Raw genomic sequence first — 19,436 nt, 5'->3', positions numbered from 1 at the left:
TGTACCACCAAGCCCAGCCGTCAAACGTTGGGCAAGGTCAGTAGAGGCACACCGGGATAGCTGGAGTGCGCAGTGAGGGAAATCAACGATGAAAATCACACTGAACTCAATGCTTCTTGCGGTATATATCGCCGCAGCTCCGATGGCGGCGGTGGCTAGCGACTTGCCAACGCCATCAACAGAAAAGGAAATGGCGGATCAGCTTGTTTCATGGTCTGCCGGCTTCTGTAAGGCTATGGAAGAAAAGCAAGGCATGGACTTCGTGGCGTGCTTCAAGCGCGTTACCGACAAGGCAATAGCTGGCCTTGAACAAGAGTCACAAGTACAGACTAATGCTTATCAAAAAATGCACACAGGGGAGGGCGAAAGCGGTGGTGGGGTTCCGCCCGGACCATCTGATGTGCCTAAAGGATTTGGCACATATCCGGGCAAGTAGGAAAAAGCTCAGCTGCACCCTAAAGCCCTGGCCTAAAAACCGGGGCCGAGGACGTAGAAAAGTCCTTTCCCCAATAGGCAGGAGTTTCAAGATGCAGCACGTAGGCGATTTGATTGTTACCGATACGAAAGAGACTTCTGGTCTAGTTACTGGCACCACTTACGTGCGCGCTGGCGGGGTTTTGATTGCCCGTGGACAGCTTTCAGGCGGGTTAATTATCGAAGCTGGCGGCCACGCCATCGTCCATGGCCAGGTTTCTCGCAACGTGTTGAATCAGGGGACGCTTGAACTGCTAGGCCAGGTGTCAGGCAAGGTTATTGGGAATCCGCCGATCAACCCAGTAAAGCCGGTTCAAATCGTCGGTACTGATCTTGAGGTTCAGTTTCGTGGCAAGACCACCTCATGGACGTACACCGGGTAGTTCGAGGAATTCACCCATGAGTAACGAACAAGAGGAACCCAGTCTGAAAGCGGAATTGGAGCAGCGTTTCGCGCTGGAGGAAGTTTTCGCAGCAGGTCAGGGCGTAGTTACTATTTCGCCTGATATGACCGATCAGCAAATGCTTGTCCTCATCAAATCCGCCTTTCTCTGGAACAGGGGCAAAGCGTTCAAAGTTGTACCTCCAGCTTACAAGCCCGAGTAGAAGGGAAAAGAAAGCTATGAAACGGATTTTTGCATCAACGTTCGTCCTCACTCTTGCAGCTCTTTTGAGTGCATGCGCAATCCCATACGAAACCCCGGAAGCACGCGCCAATATAGAACGCGATCTGAAGCTCAACTCAGATGATATCGTCTCCATATCGCAAATCAATTGGTGTTTATTTCCCTATGGTGATCTGAACGTGTGCCAGCCTAGGAACGGCCTGGGTGTAGTGACCAAGACCAATCTAGTACTAGCATATTTTAAAGGCGGCATGTATGAGAGCGCTGTAGTCATCAACACCAGCGACATTCAATGTGTACACATGCAAAATGGAAGAACCGAGGCCGGTGATTTTTACGTATTCACTGAGCCTTATGCCGCACTGCTGAGGTTAGTCCCCATAACTGGTGCCTTAGCACTCGAAAAGAAGGACCAGTTTCTGAGTGTACTGGCACCTCCAAGCACTGAAACCTTCACGGGTGTGCAAGGGAATTTTATTCAGGATACAGGGCGTAAGAATTATTCTGCTTTGGCTGTACCAGGAGGAAGCTATGTGGGGACTAGCAAGAGCACTATGCAGATTATTAATCCGTGCACGAAGGGAAGAACTGCACAATGACTATCGAAACACATCGCGACTATCCGCAACCCATAACGTGGGATCAACCTCGACGACGCACCTGTTTCCGTTGCCCCTCCTGGCCCGCTCATGTCACAGCCACCCCGATTGATTGGCGTGCGAGTGTTCGGTAGACGGTCGGCCTTGATATGGAAAACAGCATGCAAATCAAAGTGAGAGAGGGGGACGTGTTCCCGCTAAATCGGTCGCAACAGGTCTGGTGGGGAGATAGCCCGGAGGTGATGCAGGTTGCTCGTTTTGCGGGTCAGTAAATGATGGCCATCACCGATGATGCAGGGGCTTTCGAGTTGGATTACTTGGGCCATATCGGCAGCGGATTTGCCAGCATCGAGGACGCAAAATCAGCCGCGCCGGAGTTCGCTCGCGCTGTGCTGGAGCGCCTGCGCAATCTCATTCAAGACGTGTAGGGAAACGCCCAGGTACGCCTAAGCCCAGCCATCGAGCTGGGCTGCGGCAGTAGAGAGGGATGCTATTCGCTACCCAGGATTTAGCAGGAAAAATCCGATCTGGTCGAACTACAAACGGTATACGGTTTCCAGTCCTTCACCATGAGGCATTACCGGCAAGTCGCTCAATGACTGACTGAACTGGCCATGCAAACCGACAAAGGCATTGTATTGGTCAACGCTTTGATTGAGCGCCTACGACAGCAGTCGATCATTCTGCCGGCTCTCAACGCCGTTGAACGGGTAGGCGCCGAAGCGGCCACCCGCGCTAACCGTCGTATCCACGAAGCGCTGTCCGAGCCGTTATCGAACGTGCATCGACGTCGCCTTGATGATCTGTTGAAGCGTCGAGACAACGGAAACCGCCACAATGAGCTGGAGCGAAACCGCTGAAGCCAACCGCCTGCGCAAACTTGCCGAGCTGCAAGAAAACTTGGAGCTAGCCGTGCAGGCGCGGAGAGCTGATGTTGGTGGAGCGGTTGCTGCGGACGCCCCACATAAAACAACACCGGCTCGGGGCCGGTGTCAGGTGTCAGGTGTCAGGTGAATACTGTATCTGTACAAATTTTGCGATGACCTGCGCGCTCAGATCGATTGAGTAGTTCATTTGTACTATTGTCTGAAAATAAAAGTTCGCAGAATGTAGTCTACACCTATTCCAATAGGTATGAGTCTGCAAGCTCAACTCAAGATATATAAAATTTGACATAGAGAATTATCAATGTAATTCGACCTGAAAAAACCAAGAGGACTGAATGAGATGAAAAAAGTTTCCACGCTTGACCTGTTTTTCGTTGCGATCATGGGTACTTCGCCGGCTGCTTTCGCCGCCGACCTGATCGACGTGTCCAAACTTCCCGGCAAAGTTGCCCAAGGCGCGCCCGCGCCGGTTAGCCTGCAAGCGGAGTACGGTAGCGACTACGGTCCGCTGATCGCCTGCAGCTCCTCGAAGACATCCACGGTCCGAGGGGTGGACGACGTGGGGGATAGCTGCACATCCACGGTCCGAGGTTGAACGCGGCGGGACGGCTCGACGATATGTCCCTGGGGATCGAGTGTCTGCTCTGCGAGGATCAGGCGCTCGCCCGCGACATGGCTGTACGCTCGATCAGTTGAACCAGGAGCGCACAAGGCCATTGAGCAGGGAATTCAGCGTGAAGCGCATGCGCAGCTCAAGGAACTGTCTGTGGGGCAGATGCTCAGACGACAGCGCAGCAGTCCACGGAAAAATCGATTATGTATGTATCCGGCTGGTCGCTAAGCGTCGGTGAGGATGGGCAGAACGGCTGCCTGTAACACGATAGTAAGAAACAGTTGCAGGAGCGCCCAAGCCCCCGTCATAACGCTGGGCCTCGTCAGTAGGAAGGACACCGATTGTACAACGACTTCGCTCACGCCGATGTACAGCCGATCATCTCTCAACCACAACACTGAACTGGCCTAATGAATTTGGACACATCAATAGGGCGCTATGATGGCGCCCAAACCTAAGGTGTGCAGATGATGCGAAAGTCCTATTCCAGCGAGTTCAAACTCAACGCCGTCAGCATGGTGCTTGATCAAAACCTGTCTGTTCCCGAAATTTGCACCAGTTTGGATATCGGCCCTACGGCTTTGCGTCGTTGGGTCGAGCAGGTGCGCAAAGAGCGCACCGGATCCACGATGGCTGGCACCAAGGCGATTACTGCCGACCAGAAGAAAATTCAGGAACTCCAGGCCCTGCTCAGGCAGAAAGATCGGGATATCGAAATTCTAAAAAAGGCCAGTGTTCTCCTGCTTTTGGACTCCAAAGATCATTCCCTCTGATCAGCGAGCTAGGCGAACAGTACGGCATTACAGATTGCTGCCGCGTTTTTGAAGTCAACCGCAGCAGCTATTACGCCTGGCGTCAGCGCCAGGGGGAAATCAACCTGAAGCGCGAAGCGCTCAAGGTTGTTCTAGTTAAGTACCACAAGGCCTCAAGAGGATCGGCTGGAGCACGAACCCTCTCTGAAGACCTGCGAGGTGCAGGCCATCAGGTGGGGCGTTACATGGCTCGCAGCTTGATGAAGGAAGCCGGGATTGCCAGCCGCCAACGCAGGCCCCACAAATACAAATCGTCAGGCGTGGAGTCTTTGGTGGCTGAGCATGAGTTGGAGCGCGAGTTCTACGTAGCTGACATCAACAAGGTCTGGTGCGCGGACATTACCTATATCCAGCTCGGTAAGCGCTGGCTCTACTTCTCGGTCGTTTTGGATCTGTTTGCCCGCAGAGTGGTGGGATGGTCGTATTCACTGGTCGCTGATGCGACGCTGGCAAGTGAGTCACTGCGCATGGCTGTTGAATTGAGAGGGCGGCCTAAAGGTGTGCTGTTTCATTCCGATCAGGGCTGCCAGTACACCAGCCATAAATTCAGGGCTGAACTGCAGGCACATGAGCTGAAGCAGAGCATGAGTCGAAAAGGCCAGTGCTGGGATAACGCCCCGATGGAGCGTTTTTTTGGCAGTTTGAAGTCCGAATGGATGCCCGAGAAAGGTTACAGCTCGGAGTACGAAGCTCGGGCAGATATCAACCGATATGTGGCGCGCTACAACAGCGTAAGGCGCCACAGTTACAACGGTTACCACTCACCGATAGCGGCGGAAAAGCTAGCGGCGTGAAAACCGAAAAGAATGTCCGAAATCACTGGACCAGTTCATACTGCCTCTCTCCTTGAGACAACCCTTTTCGAGAGCAGCGACAAGGCCTGACTAAGGCGCTCCTCGTTCAGCGCATCAAACTTCGCCCGCCACTCGGGAAACAGCTCTATTGAAAGGTCTTTGATGACCTTGAAAGCCGTTGGAGAGCGGCGGTGAGTCGGAAGCCGATACTCCAGACGATGTGCGGGAACTCCTTCAGTCGCAGCGCGGCGAAAGCTCACCGCTGCAGGGATTGTGGTATGAAGCATTCGCACTTTGGGGTGATCAGAAAAGGTCTCGGCTAGCGTGTGATAAATCAGATTTGCGTCATTAGTAGCATCAAGCTTATTGATCACGATATTGAGCAAGGGTGTCGTAGCGCCCAGCGCTGCCAGAGGCTCCACATCTCTATAAAGCTGGAGCATTCCACGCTGAAACTCCCTCGCAGTCAGCATATCGGGAGTGATAGGAGAAATAGCCATCTGAGCGCCTAGCAACGCCATTTCAAGGACAATGGAGCGTGCACCCTGGGTATCTACAAGGATCAAATCGAAATCTTGAGCGAACGCCTGTATCAAATTCTTGAGGCGAAAGCGCCCATCAGCAGCATGAAGCAACAAACTTCCAAGCTGATTTAACGGATCATTCGAATGGATCAGTGAGAGATTAGGGATGCAGGTCTTGGAAATGACCTGATCCGTACGCGTCTCGTTATTGGCGATCAGTTGGTAGGTCCCGCCCGGCGCCTCATGCGTTAGCGTATAGAACGAGGACAGTGACGGCTGGGTATCGAGATCGATGAGTAAGGTACGAAGACCCGCGTCGGCGCAGAACGCGCCCAGATTGGCGCCAACCGTGGTTTTCCCCGGTCCGCCTTTGGTTGAAACGACTGCTGCGACTTTCATTGGCCTTACCTCTGAATCGAAGGATTAGAGATGGCGTCATGCTAAGCGCGCTAAGTGTTTGGATTGCTGGGTCAAATCCCAAGCAAAAAAAAGCCTGTATTTCTACAGGCTTTTCTCTATCTGGCTCCACGACCTGGACTCGAACCAGGGACCCAATGATTAACAGTCATTTGCTCTACCAACTGAGCTATCGCGGAATGCGCCGTATGTTACTGATTAAAAAGAAGAAGTCAAGCTTTGCGTTACATTCGCTTCAATTACCCGCCATGACCGCTTGAAAACGCCGGTTCCGCCGCCAGATCCAGCCAGGCCCGCGCCGCCGGTGGCAGGTGGGCGCTGGCGCGCCAGGCCAGGGCGATGTGCCAGTCGGTGTGGGGTTCGTCCAGGGGGATCAAGGCGATGCCGGCGTGTTGGTGCTTGTGCGCCAGCATTCGCGGCAGGAAGGCAACGCCCAGGCCGGCGGTGACCAGGTCGACGATAAAGTCGATCTGCCCGCTACGGGCGGTGACTTTCGGGGTCACACCTTTGCGCTCACACGCGCTGAGAATCTTGGCGTTGAGGGCGAAACCGGCTTCGAACAGGATGAACGGCGAGTCCGCCAGGTCGGTGAAGTCGATGCGCTTGCGTCGGGCCAGTGGATGGCTGATGGGCAGTACTGCGATCAGGGGTTCGTTGCGTACCGGTTGGTAGTCAAAGCCTTCGTCCACCGGCAACAGCAGTGCGGCCAGATCGACCTCCCCGGCTTCCAGGCATTCACGCAGTTTTTTACTGCCGTACTCGGTCAGTTCAATGTCGATGTCCGGGTAACGGCTGCGGTACGTGGCGAACATGGCGGCAAACAGCACCCCGCACCCCACCGGCGGCAGGCCAATGCGTAGTACGCCGCGTGTAAGACCGCGCAGGTCGTTGATTTCAGCCATCAGGTCGTTGCGTTCGGCGAGTATCACCAAGGCGCGGCGGTAGGCGATTTCACCGGCGGCGGTCAGCTCGTTCTTGTGGCCGAGGCGGTTGAGCAACGGCGTACCCAGCTCGTCTTCCAACGTCTTGATCGCCTTGCTGACGGTAGACTGGGTCAACGCTACCACCTCGGCCGCCTGGGAGAACCCACCCTGGCGCACCACTTCGACAAACGCACGCAATGTTCGCAGGTTCATCAGTATTCCTTTTGCGACTGGATAGCAGTGATAAAAGTTGTTTTTATCATGTCACAACTTTGCTTATCGTGTAGCACTTTGCCCTGTGGAGACACCGTCGATGATCATCTCGTCCGCTTCCGACTACCGCGCTGCGGCCAAGCGCAAGTTGCCGCGCTTTCTGTTCGACTACATCGACGGCGGCGCCTACGCCGAGCACACGTTGCGCGCCAACAGTTCGGACCTGGCCGAGATCAGCCTGCGCCAACGCATCCTGCGCAATGTCGACAGCCTGAGCCTGAGCACCCACTTGTTCGGCACGGAACTGGCGATGCCGGTCATTCTTAGCCCGGTCGGCCTGACCGGCATGTATGCGCGGCGCGGCGAAGTGCAAGCGGCCAAGGCAGCTGCCAACAAAAACATCCCCTTCTGCCTGTCGACGGTGTCGGTGTGTTCAATTGAGGAAGTGGCCTCGCAGAGCCCGCAGTCGATCTGGTTCCAGCTCTATGTGCTCAAGGATCGCGGCTTTATGCGCAATGCGCTGGAGCGAGCGCAGGCGGCCGGCGTGACCACGCTGGTGTTCACCGTGGATATGCCCACACCCGGCGCACGCTATCGCGATGCGCACTCGGGCATGTCCGGGCCGTACGCGGCGCAGCGGCGCATGCTGCAGGCGGTCACCAAGCCGCAATGGGCATTCGATGTGGGCTTGATGGGCCGCCCCCACGACTTGGGCAATATCTCCAAGTACCTGGGCAAACCCACCCATCTGGAGGACTACATTGGCTGGCTTGCCAACAACTTCGACCCGTCGATCAGTTGGAAAGACCTGGAGTGGATCCGCGAATTCTGGAAAGGCCCGATGATCATCAAGGGCATCCTCGACCCTCAGGATGCCAGGGATGCGGTGAGCTTCGGTGCCGACGGTATCGTGGTGTCCAACCATGGCGGCCGCCAACTCGACGGCGTGCTGTCCACCGCCAAGGCGTTGCCGCCGATTGCCGACGCGGTGGGCGATGACTTGACCGTGCTGGTGGACTCCGGCATTCGTTCCGGGCTCGACGTGGTGCGTATGCTCGCCCTGGGTGCCAAGGCGTGCCTGCTGGGGCGCGCGACCACCTATGCGCTGGCCGCCGAAGGCCAACGTGGGGTAGAGAACGTGCTGGATATCTTCGCCAAGGAAATGCGCGTGGCCATGACGCTGACCGGCGTCACTTCCATCGCGCAGATCGACCGCACGACGCTGGTCCAGCCGTGATGAAGGCGGTGTCATTTATGTGAGGTTTATTTGAGACGTTGTTTGTTCGCGACAAACAACGCGAACCACCGTGACATTAAAGTTGAACGGGTCGGCTGCAACGCCGGCCCATACCAGCCAAATAACTGGCGCCATTAATTAAAAGATAATTTTTGCTTTAATTACAGTCTTTTGATTTATAAGAACTTTTTAAAACAAAACGGCTTTGGCACGAATCTCGCTGTAACACTTCCTAAGCAGGTTAAGTGATGACAAGACGTGCGGCACGTGCCCCGGGGTTATAACTCAATGCAAAGCGGTTTAAACTGCTCCCATGTTTTACGGAACTGAAGGAACAGTAAGACGCCTGGCACTTGCCGCCCTCATCTTGCCTGTAAGACAGCCAAGTGCTTAGAGGCCACCCGCTTATGAAAACACCCACCCAGACCAACGCGATTGACTTCGACACTGCCAAATTGCAGCGCCTGGGATTTGGTCAACCTTCCCTGCGTCCACGCCGCCCCGCAACCCTGAGCGAACTGTGCCAGCAACTGAGCCAACAGTTGCAAACCAGCCTGGAGCCGGAGCGCATCCTCGGCCTGTTCTTTCGCGAAATACAACGCCTGGTGCCGCTGGACGCGTTGCAGTATCGCCATGCCGCCAGCGACCTGCGCCTCGAGTTCGGTCATCGTGGCCACCATTCGGTGAGCTACACCTTGAGCCACGAAGGCGAGCACCTTGGGGAACTGGTGTTTCGCCGCAACCAACGGTTGATCGACGAGGAACTGAGCCAGCTCGAATCCCTGCTGGTGACGTTGCTGTATCCGATGCGTAACGCCCTGCTCTACCGTGCAGCCACCCGCAGCGCCCTGCGCGATTCGCTGACCGAAACCGGTAACCGCGTGGCCATGGATCAGACGCTGCAACGGGAAATCGACATGGCCAGGCGGCATCTGCACCCCTTATCCGTGCTGATGCTGGACATCGACCACTTCAAGAGAATCAATGACACCCATGGTCACGCCGCCGGCGATAGCGTGCTGCGCACCGTGGCGGGGGCGATCAAACACCAGTTGCGTAACGTCGACATGGTATTTCGGTTTGGCGGGGAAGAGTTTCTGATCCTGCTGTCCAACACCGGACGCGATGCAGCGAAGATGGTCGGTGAGCGTTTGCGCCAGGCGGCACAAGCCCAGGACTATTGGGTGGAAGGCACGCGGGTCGAATTGACGGTGAGCCTGGGTTGCTCGACGCTGCTGGCGGCCGAATCGGCTGAAAGCCTGCTGCGCCGGGCAGACAACGCTCTGTACGTGGCCAAGCGCGAAGGCCGCAACCGCTTGGCGATGGCGGGGTAAGTCCCCGCCATCACGTTTACATCACGCCTCGCTGGCAACGCGCACCGGGCGCTCGCGAATGGCTGGCGCCTTCTCTTTGTCTTTCTCTACGTTCTCCAGGCGCATGCAGCTTTCCAGGAACAGGTACATGTAGTCGTAGCTTTTGCATACTGCCTGGCGCAACTCTTCCTGCAGGGCCTTGCCAGGGTTGTTCCCGGCCAGGGTGCAGATGATTTCCAGGGCTTCCCACGGGTGGGCGTCGTCGTACTGGGCGTGCATCTTCAGCCACTTCATCGCCCGCTTGCGATCTTCCTCGGGGAAGGCGTCGGCATACACACCGGTAGAGCAGACCACGGCAGACCACTCCCCTGTCGCACCCTCGATCGCATAGTTGGTGGCGGCAATCGCGACGATCAACGAATCCGCCGAGCTGGTGTGCCAGCACCAATGGCTCAGTGCATGCAATTCCGGCGGCACGTCCTGGGCTTGCAGCTCTTCAAGGCTGACACCATGGGCACGCGCCCAATTCACCCAATAATCAGCATGGTTGAGTTCCACGCGAATGTTGCGCATCAGCCAACGTCGCGCCATATCCTCACCCGGGTGGCGGGCGAACTTGGTCTTGGTCAGGTTTTGCGCCATGTACAAAGCAAACTGTTCCACCACCGGCCAACCACCAATGAGGTAGTGGCGCATGGTCTTGGCGCTGAGGGCGTTGTCGCGCATACGCTGATACAGTTCGTGCTCGACAACCCGACGCTTGCTCTCGCTACAGGCCTGGATCAATTGCTGCGCCCAGGCTGGGTAACTAGAGGCTTCCATAAGCGGCCCGGTTCTGTTGAATGTGTCGATCACTGTAGGGCTCCTTTTTAAGTGTGATTTTACAGACCAGCAAATGTTTCAGCGGAATGTGCCGGGCGCCTTGAACACCAAGGGCTGAGGCCGCACGGGTCGACACTGCAAGCTATCAAAGGTAAACAATTGCGGGCGTTCAATCAGGTAGCCCTGAGCGTAATCCACACCGATCTCAAGCAACGCTTGTTCGATCTGGGGTGTTTCAACAAATTCGGCAATTGTGCGCTTACCCATGACGTGGCCGATGTGGTTGATCACTTCGACCATGGCGCGGTTAATCGGGTCGTCCAGCATATCCTTTACGAAACTTCCATCGATCTTCAGGAAGTCTACAGGTAAATGTTTCAAATATGCGAATGAGGACATTCCGGCGCAAAAGTCGTCGAGTGAGAAATGGCAACCTAACGCTTTGAGTTCATTAATAAATCGAATGGCACTACCCAAATTGGCTATAGCGCTGGTTTCAGTTATTTCAAAACAAATCATTTCTGGTGGAATGCTGTAAGCACCGAATTTCTCACGTAAAAAACCTAGAAAATCGTCATCACCGATAGTTATTCCTGACAGATTAATCGCACACATGGCCATAGGACGGCCCGGACGTTCAGTCATGCATCGAGCAATGATCTTGAATACGTTTTCAACCACCCAACGATCCAGCGACGTCATCAAACCGTATCGTTCGGCTGCCGGGATAAAACTGTCGGGCAAAATGATGCGCCCGGCTTCGTCATGCAGGCGTAGAAGAATTTCGATGTGCCCATTGCCGGCTTCGGTGTGGCCCAACGGCGAGATTTCCTGCGCGTAGAGGCAAAACCGATCCTCCTCAAGGGCAATGTGCAGGCGCTGCACCCAGGCCATTTCGCCAAAGCGCAGCGACAACTCGGAATCATCGGCGTGATAGACCTGTATGCGGTTGCGCCCTTTTTCCTTGGCCATATAGCAGGCCATGTCGGCCGCCCGCAGGGAGGTTTCCAGGGTGGTTGGGGTTTGCGAGATATGCACCAGGCCGATGCTGACGGTGGTCATGAACGGTCGGCCTTTCCACACAAAATGCAGGCTTTGCACCGTATGGCGCAAGCTCTCGGCGATCTTTTCCGCCACCGGCGCCGGGCAGTTCTCCAGCAGAATGCCGAACTCGTCCCCCCCCAGGCGTGCCAACGTATCTCCCTCGCGCAAGTCAGATTGCAACAGCGCGCAGATGTGGCGCAGGAGTTCGTCGCCTGCCGCATGGCCGCAGGTGTCGTTGACCAGCTTGAACTGGTCGAGGTCGAGAAACATCAAGGCATGTCGCCCATTTTGCTGGCGTGCCACCTGTTGCAGTACCTGCTCAAGACGGAACTCGAATTCGCGGCGATTGGCCAGGCCAGTCAAGGCGTCATGGGTCGCCTGCCACGAAAGGTTGGCGATGTACTGGCGCTCCTGGGTCATGTCGTGCAGCACCAACACCGCACCGCTGACCTTGCCGGCACTGCGGATCGGCGCGCCCACCAGCGTGACCGAGACGGTGCTGCCGTCCAGGCGCTGGATCAGCTTGGAATGCTCGCTGCCGCCACTGAGTTGGCCCTTGATGATGTGTTCAATCAAGGTAAAGCCGTCGGGCTCGGCGTTTTCATCCAGCAACTTGAATAACGCCGCCAACGGCAAGCCCTGGGCCTGCTCCGACTTCCAGTGGGTCAGCGCTTCGGCCGCGGGGTTCATATAGGCAATGGCGCCGTCGACGTCGGTGGTGATCACCCCGTCACCAATCGACTCCAACGTGATCTGCGCCCGCTCCTTCTCCGCCTGCAGCGCGTCAGCGAAGGCGTGGCGCTGGGCCAGCAACTTGTGGGTACGCAACAGCGCCAGGACGATCAGCCCCAGGGCGGTGGCCAGGTTGGTGATCAACAGCAGACGCAGGATCATTCGCGAACCTTCGCCCAGCGCATCACTGAACGCCTTGGCGGCTGGCGTTACGCCCTCGTTGATGGCAATGATGCGCGCTTTCCAGGCGCGCACATCCTGCTCGGTGACCTGATCGGTGCTGATGGCGCTGTGCATCTGCTGGGCCAGTTCATCCAGTTGCTCAAGGTAATCATCGCCCACCGTCCACAGTTCAATGGCTTTTTCCAGGTAGCTGAAATGGCGGAAGTTGAGGTACAGCCAGATCAGGCTGGGGACGTCGTCCGGGTGATTGCCACCCTTGAGGATGCCCAGGCGCGCGGCAGCCAGGTTTGGCGTGGCCCGATCCAGAGCCACACGCAGCTCATGCCCGCCTTGAGGTACGGCAATGGCATGCTGGTATTTGAGATAGGTGGCGTCGTCGCGGCTATCGGCATACAGCGTCAGGTAATAGATGGCATCCTTCTGGCCCTTGGACCACAAGCTTTCGCCAGCCACATAGCCACGCACCGCAGAGAGCACGTAGAGACTGCCACAGCCTAACAATGCCTGGAACAAGACAACGGCAATAAAGGGCCAGACGATACCCAACAACCGTGGCGTTCCGAGAGTCCGCTTTTGCTTCATGAAGTCCCTTACACATGCACAGCTTGATACGCACGCGAAAATCCGCTTCCGATAGCACAGCCTAAGCTAAATCAACGCACTTGTTGCAGGTGTCCGTAAAGTTTGGCGTAGAGCCCGCCGTCGGCGATCAATTGATGATGATCACCATCCTCGGCGATGTGCCCGCCATCGAACACCAGTACTCGGTCAGCCTGTTTCACCGCGGACAGCCGGTGGGCGATGATCAGTGTAGTACGCCCGCTGAGAAACCGCGCCAATGCCTGGTGCAGGTTGTACTCGGTCGCCGCATCCAGTGCCGACGTGGCTTCGTCCAGAATCACCACTTTAGGCTCGGCGAGCACCATGCGGGCGATGGCCAGGCGCTGCCGTTGACCACCGGAGAAGCGCACACCCGAGCGCCCCACCACACTGTCCAGGCCCATGGGCAGCGCCCTGACAGTAGCATCCAGCTGGGCGATTTCCAGCGCCTGCCAGCAGGCTTGATCGGAGCGAGTGCGGCCCATGGTCAAATTGGCGCGCACGGTGTCGTTGAACAGCGCCGGGTGTTGCAGGACTACGGCGACGTTTTCACGAATGGTTTCCAGGCCGATCTCCTGCTGGGTGGCCCCCCCAAAACGAATGCTGCCGGCCTGTGGTGTGTAGAGCCCCAGCAGCAACTGCACCAGGGTACTTTTGCCGCCACCGCTGGCGCCGACAATCGCCACCTTCTCCCCCGGCGCGATCGCCAGGTTCAATTGGTCGAGCACCAGGTCCTCGCCGTAGCCGAACTCCAGGCCACGCACCTCGATACCGACAGTGTCATGCCCGGTAAACGGGTCGGCACCACCGGCGTACTGCGGCTCATCGGCGCGTGCCAACAGCTCGTTGATCCGCGTCAGCGCGCCGCCCGCGGCGTAGTAGGCGTATTGCAGGTTCAGCAGTTGTTCCACCGGGCCGATCATGAACCACAAGTAGCTGAACACGGCGAGCATCTGGCCGATGGACAGGTCGGAGAACAGCACCGTAAGCATGGCTGCCGCACGGAAAATGTCGATACCGAACTGGAACAGCAACCCACTGGCGCGGCTGGAAGCATCGGTTTTCCATTGGGAATGAATCGCATAGTCGCGCACTTCCTGGGCACGCTGGCCCAGGCGCCCGAGGAAAAAGCCCTGGCGATTGCCGGCGCGCACTTCCTGGATGGCATCGAGGGTTTCGGTCAGTGCCTGGGTAAAGCGCGAGGTGCTGTCGTTCTCCAACTTCTTCAGATGCTTGACGCGCTTGCCCAATTGCACGGTGGCGTAGATCACCAGCGGGTTGAACAACAGGATCAATAGCGCCAGCTGCCAATGCATCCACACCAGGATTGCCGACGTGCCGACCAGGGTGAGCATCGCCACCAGGAAACGGCTGAGGGTTTCGCCGACGAATTTGTCCAGGGTGTCCAGGTCGGTGACCAGGTGGGTAGTGACCGTACCACTACCCAGGCTTTCGTACTCACCCAGGGAGATCCGCTTGAGGCGTTCGATCAGGCGCACGCGGATGCGATAGACGATGTCCTTGGCCAGACGCGCAAACAGCCGCGCCTGCACCACGTTGAACACCAACGCACCACAGCGCAGGGCCAGCGTTACCAATAGCATCAGGCCGATGTAGCCGGCGGCTTTCTGCCACCCCAGGGGCAACGCGTGGTTCATCACCTTGAGCGCGGCATCGCCGTGGCCCAGCAGCACTTCGTCCACCAGCAATGGCAACAGCAGGGGGATCGGCACACTGCACAGCGTCGCCAGCACGGCCACGCCATTGGCGATCCACAGGGCTTTCTTGTGACGCAGCGCCAGACGGCGAATCTCTGCCCAGGTCAGGCGGTCAGTGCGTTGAGGTTGCTCATACACAGGCAGCTCGCTCCAGCCATCGACCCAATAACGGCGACAGCTCGGACAGCGGCTGGTAACCATTGGTCAGCAAGGCCAACTGGCCATTGCGCTCTGCGAGCAACGTCGGGAAACCGGCGATCCCCAGATCCTGCACCCAGGTGAAATCGGCGGCCGTGGCGGCATGCTGCTCGGCGCGGTCGAACTCGCCTGCAAACTCGATACGCGGAATACCGGCCTGCTCGGCCAGGTCCACCAGCACATGGGCGAGGGTCACGTCCTGTCCCTCGACATAGAACGCGCGCTGGATCAGCCCCAGCAGCTTCCAGGCGCAATCCGGCGCCAGGCTGCGCGCGGTGACGATGGCACGGCAGGCAGGCTCGGTGTCGTAGACAAACCCGTCAGGCAATACGCCCTCACGCTTGAATGGCTGGCCGGTGGCCTCGGTCACCGCTTGCCAGTGCTCAAGAATGTAGCGCCGGGTGGTCGGCTCCAGCGCTGCACCGCTACCGGTACGCAAGCCGCCCACCACCAGGTGCACGTCCACGCCGGCCGCATGGGCCTGCTCAACCAGCGCCTGCGCGACCGGGGCGAAGCCCCAGCACCAGGAACACATCGGATCCATTACATAGAGCAGGCGCGCAGACATGGCTCAGGCCTCGGAAGGAGTTTGCTTGTAGTTGAAACCAATCGGGTGCGGCATGTTGCGGGCCTTGGCCAGCTCGATCTGCTTCTGCCGGTCGATCGCGCTGCGACGGGTCTTCTCCGGCAGCTTATCCCAGCAATGGGGGCAACTGATGCCAGCCACATAATGCTCAGAGGCGCGATCTTCTACGCTCACTGGTGTGCGGCAGGCATGACATTGATCGTAGTCGCCTTCGCTCAAGTCGTGGCGCACGGTCACGCGATTGTCGAACACAAAGCAGTCGCCCTGCCATTTGGTTTCCTCCTGGGGCACCTCTTCGAGGTACTTCAGGATCCCGCCCTTGAGGTGATAAACCTCATCAAAGCCTTCGCTGAGCATATAGCTCGACGCCTTCTCGCAGCGAATGCCGCCGGTGCAGAACATGGCGACTTTCTTGTGCTTGGCCGGGTCGAAGTTGGCTTTGATATAGTCAGGAAATTCGCGAAAACTGGTGGTCTTTGGGTCGATTGCGCCCTCAAAGGTACCGATTGACACCTCATAATCGTTACGGGTGTCGATCAACAGCACTTCAGGATCGCTGATCAGCGCGTTCCAGTCTTGCGGGTCGACGTAGGTGCCGACCTTTTTGTTCGGATCAACCCCTTCGACGCCCAGGGTCACGATCTCTTTCTTGAGTTTGACCTTGGTTCGGTAGAACGGCTGATCGTCGCAGTAGGATTCCTTGTGGTCAATGTCGACCATGCGCGGGTCTTTTTTCAGCCAGGCCATCAGGCCATCGATACCTTCGCGGCTGCCGGAAACGGTGCCGTTGATGCCTTCTTCGGCGATCAGCAAGGTGCCTTTGATGCCGTTGTCGACCATCGCCTGCAGCAGTGGCTCGCGCAGGGCGACGTAATCTTCGAGGGTGACGAACTTATACAGTGCCGCCACAACAATCGGTTGAGTCATGGGTGTTCTCTCCAGGTGGCTACCCTCGTAAGGGGTGAACCGGATGCAAAAAGGCGTCGGTCAGGCGACGCGGCGCGCATTCTAACAAAAGAGCGGCGCCATCGCATCGGCACGCAGCTGCTGATAGGTCCTCAGCGATGTGGGTTACGTACCCCTTCCACTCGGTACCGCTGGCCGCCGAGATGGCTGAACATCAAACGATAGGCACCGCGTCCACGAGCAGCGGCGTAGCCGTGCAAATCAGCGGACCATAGTTGGTCTCTGTGAGCATGCCAATGAACCGCGCCAAAACGCCCTTCACGCAAGTGGCTGAGGGTAAGGGCAATACTGCGGCGCTCGCGGCCCGATAGTTGGGTATCTACAAGCCTCGCGGTATCGAACTCCATCTGCGGGGTAGCGGCTCTCGCTGCCGCCGGCGCCACCAACGGCACCTGCGCCTGTGCTTGCCGACCACCGCGTGCGCGACTTGAACCAGTCACCGGTGTCGTCACCCCAACCTCGAACGCGCTTGGCCCCGCCTGCTGACCGCTCGCGGCAGCGGACTCACGTGCTGGACTTCGCAGCACTATCACGCCATAGCCCATGCGTTTCAACTCCGGCATCGGGTTACGATTCCCCCCCAGTACGCGTTCGAGGTCTTCCGCCTCGTCCACAGGCCCCACGTAGCCACGGAGGGTCCCCTGACGCCGATGGACCATAAGGGTAATGCCTTTTTCAGCATGACGGCGCGCGTAGGCAAAATTCACCAGCCGCTCCGTTTCTTCGTGACTCAGCCCCGCATCCTCCGCCGCAGCAATCGCCGTCTCCGAAACGGCCCTGGCGAAATTTTCTTCCTGTTGTTGCGCTGCGCTGGCCAGGGCCTGCGGCTGCATGCTTTGATAGGTAATGAAGCGGGCGGTACCAACCAGCAGGCCTCCCACCAGCCCCCCCACGGCAGCCCCCACCCTCTCATCACCCAGCAACGCTCCCGCCCCCAGGCCCAGCAAGGCCAGAACCAGGATGAGTATGATCTCGTCCTGTATCTGAGGATTTTCCATGTCGGTAGGCTGCAACCCCATTGAATCAACGAACGTGACCGGGTTGTTGAACGCCATGAGATAAGGATTCAGCTGCGTCCCTCCCCCAACGGGGTCGGGGCTTATCCAGCGCTGCAACCATGGGGCGTAATAGCGGAAACCGTAGTAATACAAACCGCTGCCGTCACGCTCCTTGCCTGAATATCGACGGGTTTTGTAACTGCCCTCCACCGCGTTGCGCGATGCCCACCACGCTGTCCCCCCATACGGGAAATAACTCTCCTGACTCAATAACTCGGCCTCTTCGCCCAACTCCAACCCATGGCTCGACTGCTGATCGGTCAGGCAGAAACGCAGGGCTTCATCGTCAGCCCCCTCATCAAGTCCCAGCTCCCATTGCAAGACCTCCACCGCGCAGCGCGCTACGTCAAGGCGCAACACATTCAATCGACGCAATGGCCACTGGCGAATTTCCAGGCCTGGCAGGTAATAGACACGCGCCGTTTGTCGACTGCCGGCAACCTGCTGGTGAGTGAGCTTGAGCACACGCTGGCCGTCGCCTGCATACACATAAGCTTCCTCATCCGAGTCAGCTCCGTCGCGCACAACTGACGTGACCCTGGACAACTGATTACGCACATTCCACGCCATCGCTACACCACGCCCCAGCCGTTGCTGATTGCCATTGGCGTCAAAACCCTGCGCCAACGCGCCAACCGGATGCTCGCTAGACAACGCGCGGTTGCTGCCACTGGCGACCTGCATGTCGCGCGTGTAACCGACGCCACTGGACGGCACATGCCGCAACCGGGTCAGGTTGCCCCCCTCGTCATAAGCATAATGCTGGGTGTAGTTGCGACATAAACCGGCATCGGTCGAACCGAACGAAATACGCGCAGGCAGTGCTGGGGTGATGGCGGCGACGGTACTTTCCCGGCCTGTCGCCTGGGTCAGTTGGTACAGCGAGTCGTATTGATAGCAATAGGCGGCATTCACTTGCGTGTTGTGGCTCCATTGGGCCGGTTGCGCCTGATCCCGCAGCTTCGAAACATTTCCCACGGGATCATAGTCGTAGCGCAAATCCTGTAATGGCGCCGCCGGCTCATTTTGGCGGTACGCCATCAACCGGTTCATACGGCCATCCTCGGGCCGATAGGCGGCCAGACTGCTCACGCCATTGCCCAACCGGGCCGTCTCCACCTGACCGGCGGCATTATAGACGTAGCGATCTATCACGGTTTTGCGTGCGCCACTTTTCAAGGCGAGGTGAATATGTTTCGTCTGTCCGTCCAACCCATAGGCAAACTGCCGACCATTACCCTTGGCGTCGACCTGTTCCAACGTGCCGCCGAGGGCATCAAATATCCAGCGTGTGGTGTAACGCTCGCCGTCCAACTGCGCGTCCTGATCGGCCTGAGCAAGCGGCCAGTCAACATCGCCCGGCGCCTCGCGAAATCGCCGCGTCTGCCGAAGCACTTGCCCGCTCATCCCATACGCTTCGAACACCTGGGTGCCAGCCGGGTCGGCATGGCACACCAGACGACCACCGCGGTTAAGCGCGCGGTGCTCAGACGTTGGAGTGGCATATACCAGGCGTTCGACACACCGGGGTCGCTCTTCGTCGGCAGCCTGTTCGAACACCGCCACCGGACGTTGCAAGTCATCGTAGTCGTGGCGCTGATAGGCCCCCCTACCATCCCAGACCTGCAACAGTTGCCCGGATGGCGCTGCCAGCATCAGCCGCATGCCGGCGTCCACATCGTGGTTGCGGATCAGCGTCCCGGACAGGCTGTACACCGACACCTGATTCGCCTCGATCAATGGTTCACGTGATTTAAGGGTATGCAGGCGAGAGTCCCACTGCTCAAGCATCAGGCCGCTGGCCCCATAGACTTGACGCCTGACACGGGCCGTCGGCGCAGCCTGGGGGGTAGCGCGCAGATAAGCGACACTGCGGACCGTCAACCCACGGGGGTCGAATGCTACAAGCGAGGGCGTATTTCGATGAAGTGAAGCAGACATGATCACATGGCCTGAGTTGCACAATGGTCAGAAAAGCCTAGGGCTCATGTCTTGCACAGAGGTGGTATCGGTGTATAGGCACCTCAACCGGCGTGCACCGACGACGCCTGTAAATACCTATACCTGGCCCCGTTAACCTGCGTGATAGCGTTTTTC

18 protein-coding genes, 1 tRNA gene and 2 pseudogenes are annotated in these 19,436 nt (G+C 57.8%); 12 read left to right on the top strand and 9 right to left on the bottom strand.

Features of this window, described 5'->3' with window-relative positions; genetic code table 11:
- Positions 1-88: 88 nt before the first annotated feature.
- The 10 genes and pseudogenes from E4O97_RS13390 to E4O97_RS13345 all read left to right on the top strand — a co-directional run bounded on the left by E4O97_RS13390 (position 89) and on the right by E4O97_RS13345 (position 4,805).
- Positions 89-436: a hypothetical protein gene (locus E4O97_RS13390; protein WP_197880951.1), complete on the top strand. Its 348-nt coding sequence runs from the start codon at positions 89-91 to the stop codon at positions 434-436.
- 91 nt (positions 437-527) lie between these two features.
- Positions 528-857, top strand: a complete 330-nt coding sequence (locus E4O97_RS13385) for a hypothetical protein (protein WP_216091871.1) — start codon at positions 528-530, stop codon at positions 855-857.
- A gap of 16 nt (positions 858-873) precedes the next feature.
- A complete protein-coding gene (locus E4O97_RS13380) occupies positions 874-1,080 on the top strand; it encodes a hypothetical protein (protein WP_216091872.1) in 207 nt (68 codons plus the stop codon).
- A 16-nt stretch (positions 1,081-1,096) separates the two neighbouring features.
- A complete protein-coding gene (locus E4O97_RS13375) occupies positions 1,097-1,699 on the top strand; it encodes a hypothetical protein (protein ID WP_216091873.1) in 603 nt (200 codons plus the stop codon).
- A gap of 272 nt (positions 1,700-1,971) precedes the next feature.
- Positions 1,972-2,127, top strand: coding sequence for a hypothetical protein (locus tag E4O97_RS13370; RefSeq protein ID WP_197880954.1), 156 nt, complete (start codon positions 1,972-1,974; stop codon positions 2,125-2,127).
- Positions 2,128-2,226: 99 nt separating this feature from the next.
- Positions 2,227-2,526: pseudogene (locus E4O97_RS13365) on the top strand (DUF4158 domain-containing protein); the annotation flags it as partial.
- 400 nt (positions 2,527-2,926) lie between these two features.
- Complete coding sequence (locus tag E4O97_RS13360; RefSeq protein ID WP_197880957.1) at positions 2,927-3,181, top strand: hypothetical protein; 255 nt, start codon at positions 2,927-2,929, stop codon at positions 3,179-3,181.
- A pseudogene (locus E4O97_RS13355) lies at positions 3,169-3,364 on the top strand (single-stranded-DNA-specific exonuclease RecJ); the annotation flags it as partial. The gene E4O97_RS13360 and the pseudogene E4O97_RS13355, both read left to right, overlap by 13 nt.
- Positions 3,365-3,666: 302 nt before the next feature.
- Positions 3,667-3,972 (top strand): transposase, encoded by a 306-nt coding sequence (locus E4O97_RS13350; RefSeq protein ID WP_248130062.1) that lies wholly within the window; start codon positions 3,667-3,669, stop codon positions 3,970-3,972.
- A complete protein-coding gene (locus E4O97_RS13345; protein ID WP_248161510.1) occupies positions 3,969-4,805 on the top strand; it encodes an IS3 family transposase in 837 nt (278 codons plus the stop codon). Before E4O97_RS13350 ends, E4O97_RS13345 begins: the two co-directional genes overlap by 4 nt.
- 35 nt (positions 4,806-4,840) lie before the next feature.
- Here the strand turns inward: E4O97_RS13345 and E4O97_RS13340 are convergent, their stop codons facing one another.
- From E4O97_RS13340 to E4O97_RS13330, 3 genes are all read right to left on the bottom strand, one after another.
- Positions 4,841-5,728 (bottom strand): ParA family protein, encoded by an 888-nt coding sequence (locus E4O97_RS13340; RefSeq protein ID WP_248161494.1) that lies wholly within the window; start codon positions 5,726-5,728, stop codon positions 4,841-4,843.
- Positions 5,729-5,849: 121 nt separating this feature from the next.
- Positions 5,850-5,925 (bottom strand) — tRNA-Asn (locus E4O97_RS13335).
- Between the two features lie 60 nt (positions 5,926-5,985).
- A complete protein-coding gene (locus E4O97_RS13330) occupies positions 5,986-6,882 on the bottom strand; it encodes a LysR family transcriptional regulator (RefSeq protein ID WP_032880168.1) in 897 nt (298 codons plus the stop codon).
- Positions 6,883-6,982: 100 nt separating this feature from the next.
- On the opposite strand from E4O97_RS13330, the gene lldD reads away from it, so the two are divergent.
- Positions 6,983-8,119: an FMN-dependent L-lactate dehydrogenase LldD gene (gene lldD / locus E4O97_RS13325; RefSeq protein WP_194438814.1), complete on the top strand. Its 1,137-nt coding sequence runs from the start codon at positions 6,983-6,985 to the stop codon at positions 8,117-8,119.
- A 407-nt stretch (positions 8,120-8,526) separates the two neighbouring features.
- Positions 8,527-9,453 (top strand): GGDEF domain-containing protein, encoded by a 927-nt coding sequence (locus E4O97_RS13320; protein WP_005789880.1) that lies wholly within the window; start codon positions 8,527-8,529, stop codon positions 9,451-9,453.
- Positions 9,454-9,474: 21 nt separating this feature from the next.
- On the opposite strand, the gene E4O97_RS13315 is transcribed toward E4O97_RS13320, so the two are convergent.
- From E4O97_RS13315 to E4O97_RS13290, 6 genes are all read right to left on the bottom strand, one after another.
- A complete protein-coding gene (locus E4O97_RS13315; RefSeq protein ID WP_032880165.1) occupies positions 9,475-10,287 on the bottom strand; it encodes an iron-containing redox enzyme family protein in 813 nt (270 codons plus the stop codon).
- A gap of 45 nt (positions 10,288-10,332) precedes the next feature.
- Positions 10,333-12,795: an EAL domain-containing protein gene (locus E4O97_RS13310; RefSeq protein ID WP_078821907.1), complete on the bottom strand. Its 2,463-nt coding sequence runs from the start codon at positions 12,793-12,795 to the stop codon at positions 10,333-10,335.
- 71 nt (positions 12,796-12,866) lie between these two features.
- Positions 12,867-14,669 carry an ABC transporter ATP-binding protein gene (locus E4O97_RS13305; protein ID WP_248161492.1) on the bottom strand — a complete coding sequence of 601 codons (1,803 nt, stop codon included), beginning with the start codon at positions 14,667-14,669 and terminating at the stop codon, positions 12,867-12,869.
- Entirely contained in the window at positions 14,662-15,297 is a 636-nt protein-coding gene (locus tag E4O97_RS13300; RefSeq protein WP_248161490.1) for a DsbA family protein, read from the bottom strand. The genes E4O97_RS13305 and E4O97_RS13300 overlap by 8 nt, the downstream gene beginning before the upstream one ends.
- 3 nt (positions 15,298-15,300) lie before the next feature.
- Entirely contained in the window at positions 15,301-16,242 is a 942-nt protein-coding gene (locus E4O97_RS13295) for a rhodanese-related sulfurtransferase (protein ID WP_078821910.1), read from the bottom strand.
- A 131-nt stretch (positions 16,243-16,373) separates the two neighbouring features.
- On the bottom strand, positions 16,374-19,130 hold the full coding sequence (locus E4O97_RS13290) for an RHS repeat-associated core domain-containing protein (protein ID WP_248161488.1): 2,757 nt from the start codon (positions 19,128-19,130) through the stop codon (positions 16,374-16,376).
- Between the last annotated feature and the right edge of the window lie 306 nt (positions 19,131-19,436).

Source organism: Pseudomonas sp. W15Feb34 (assembly GCF_023127765.1).
In the GTDB taxonomy this organism is placed as follows: Bacteria; Pseudomonadota; Gammaproteobacteria; order Pseudomonadales; family Pseudomonadaceae; genus Aquipseudomonas; species Aquipseudomonas synxantha_A.
The sequence above is the reverse complement of the archived record's forward strand: the minus strand, read 5'-3'. Positions and strand labels throughout refer to the sequence as shown.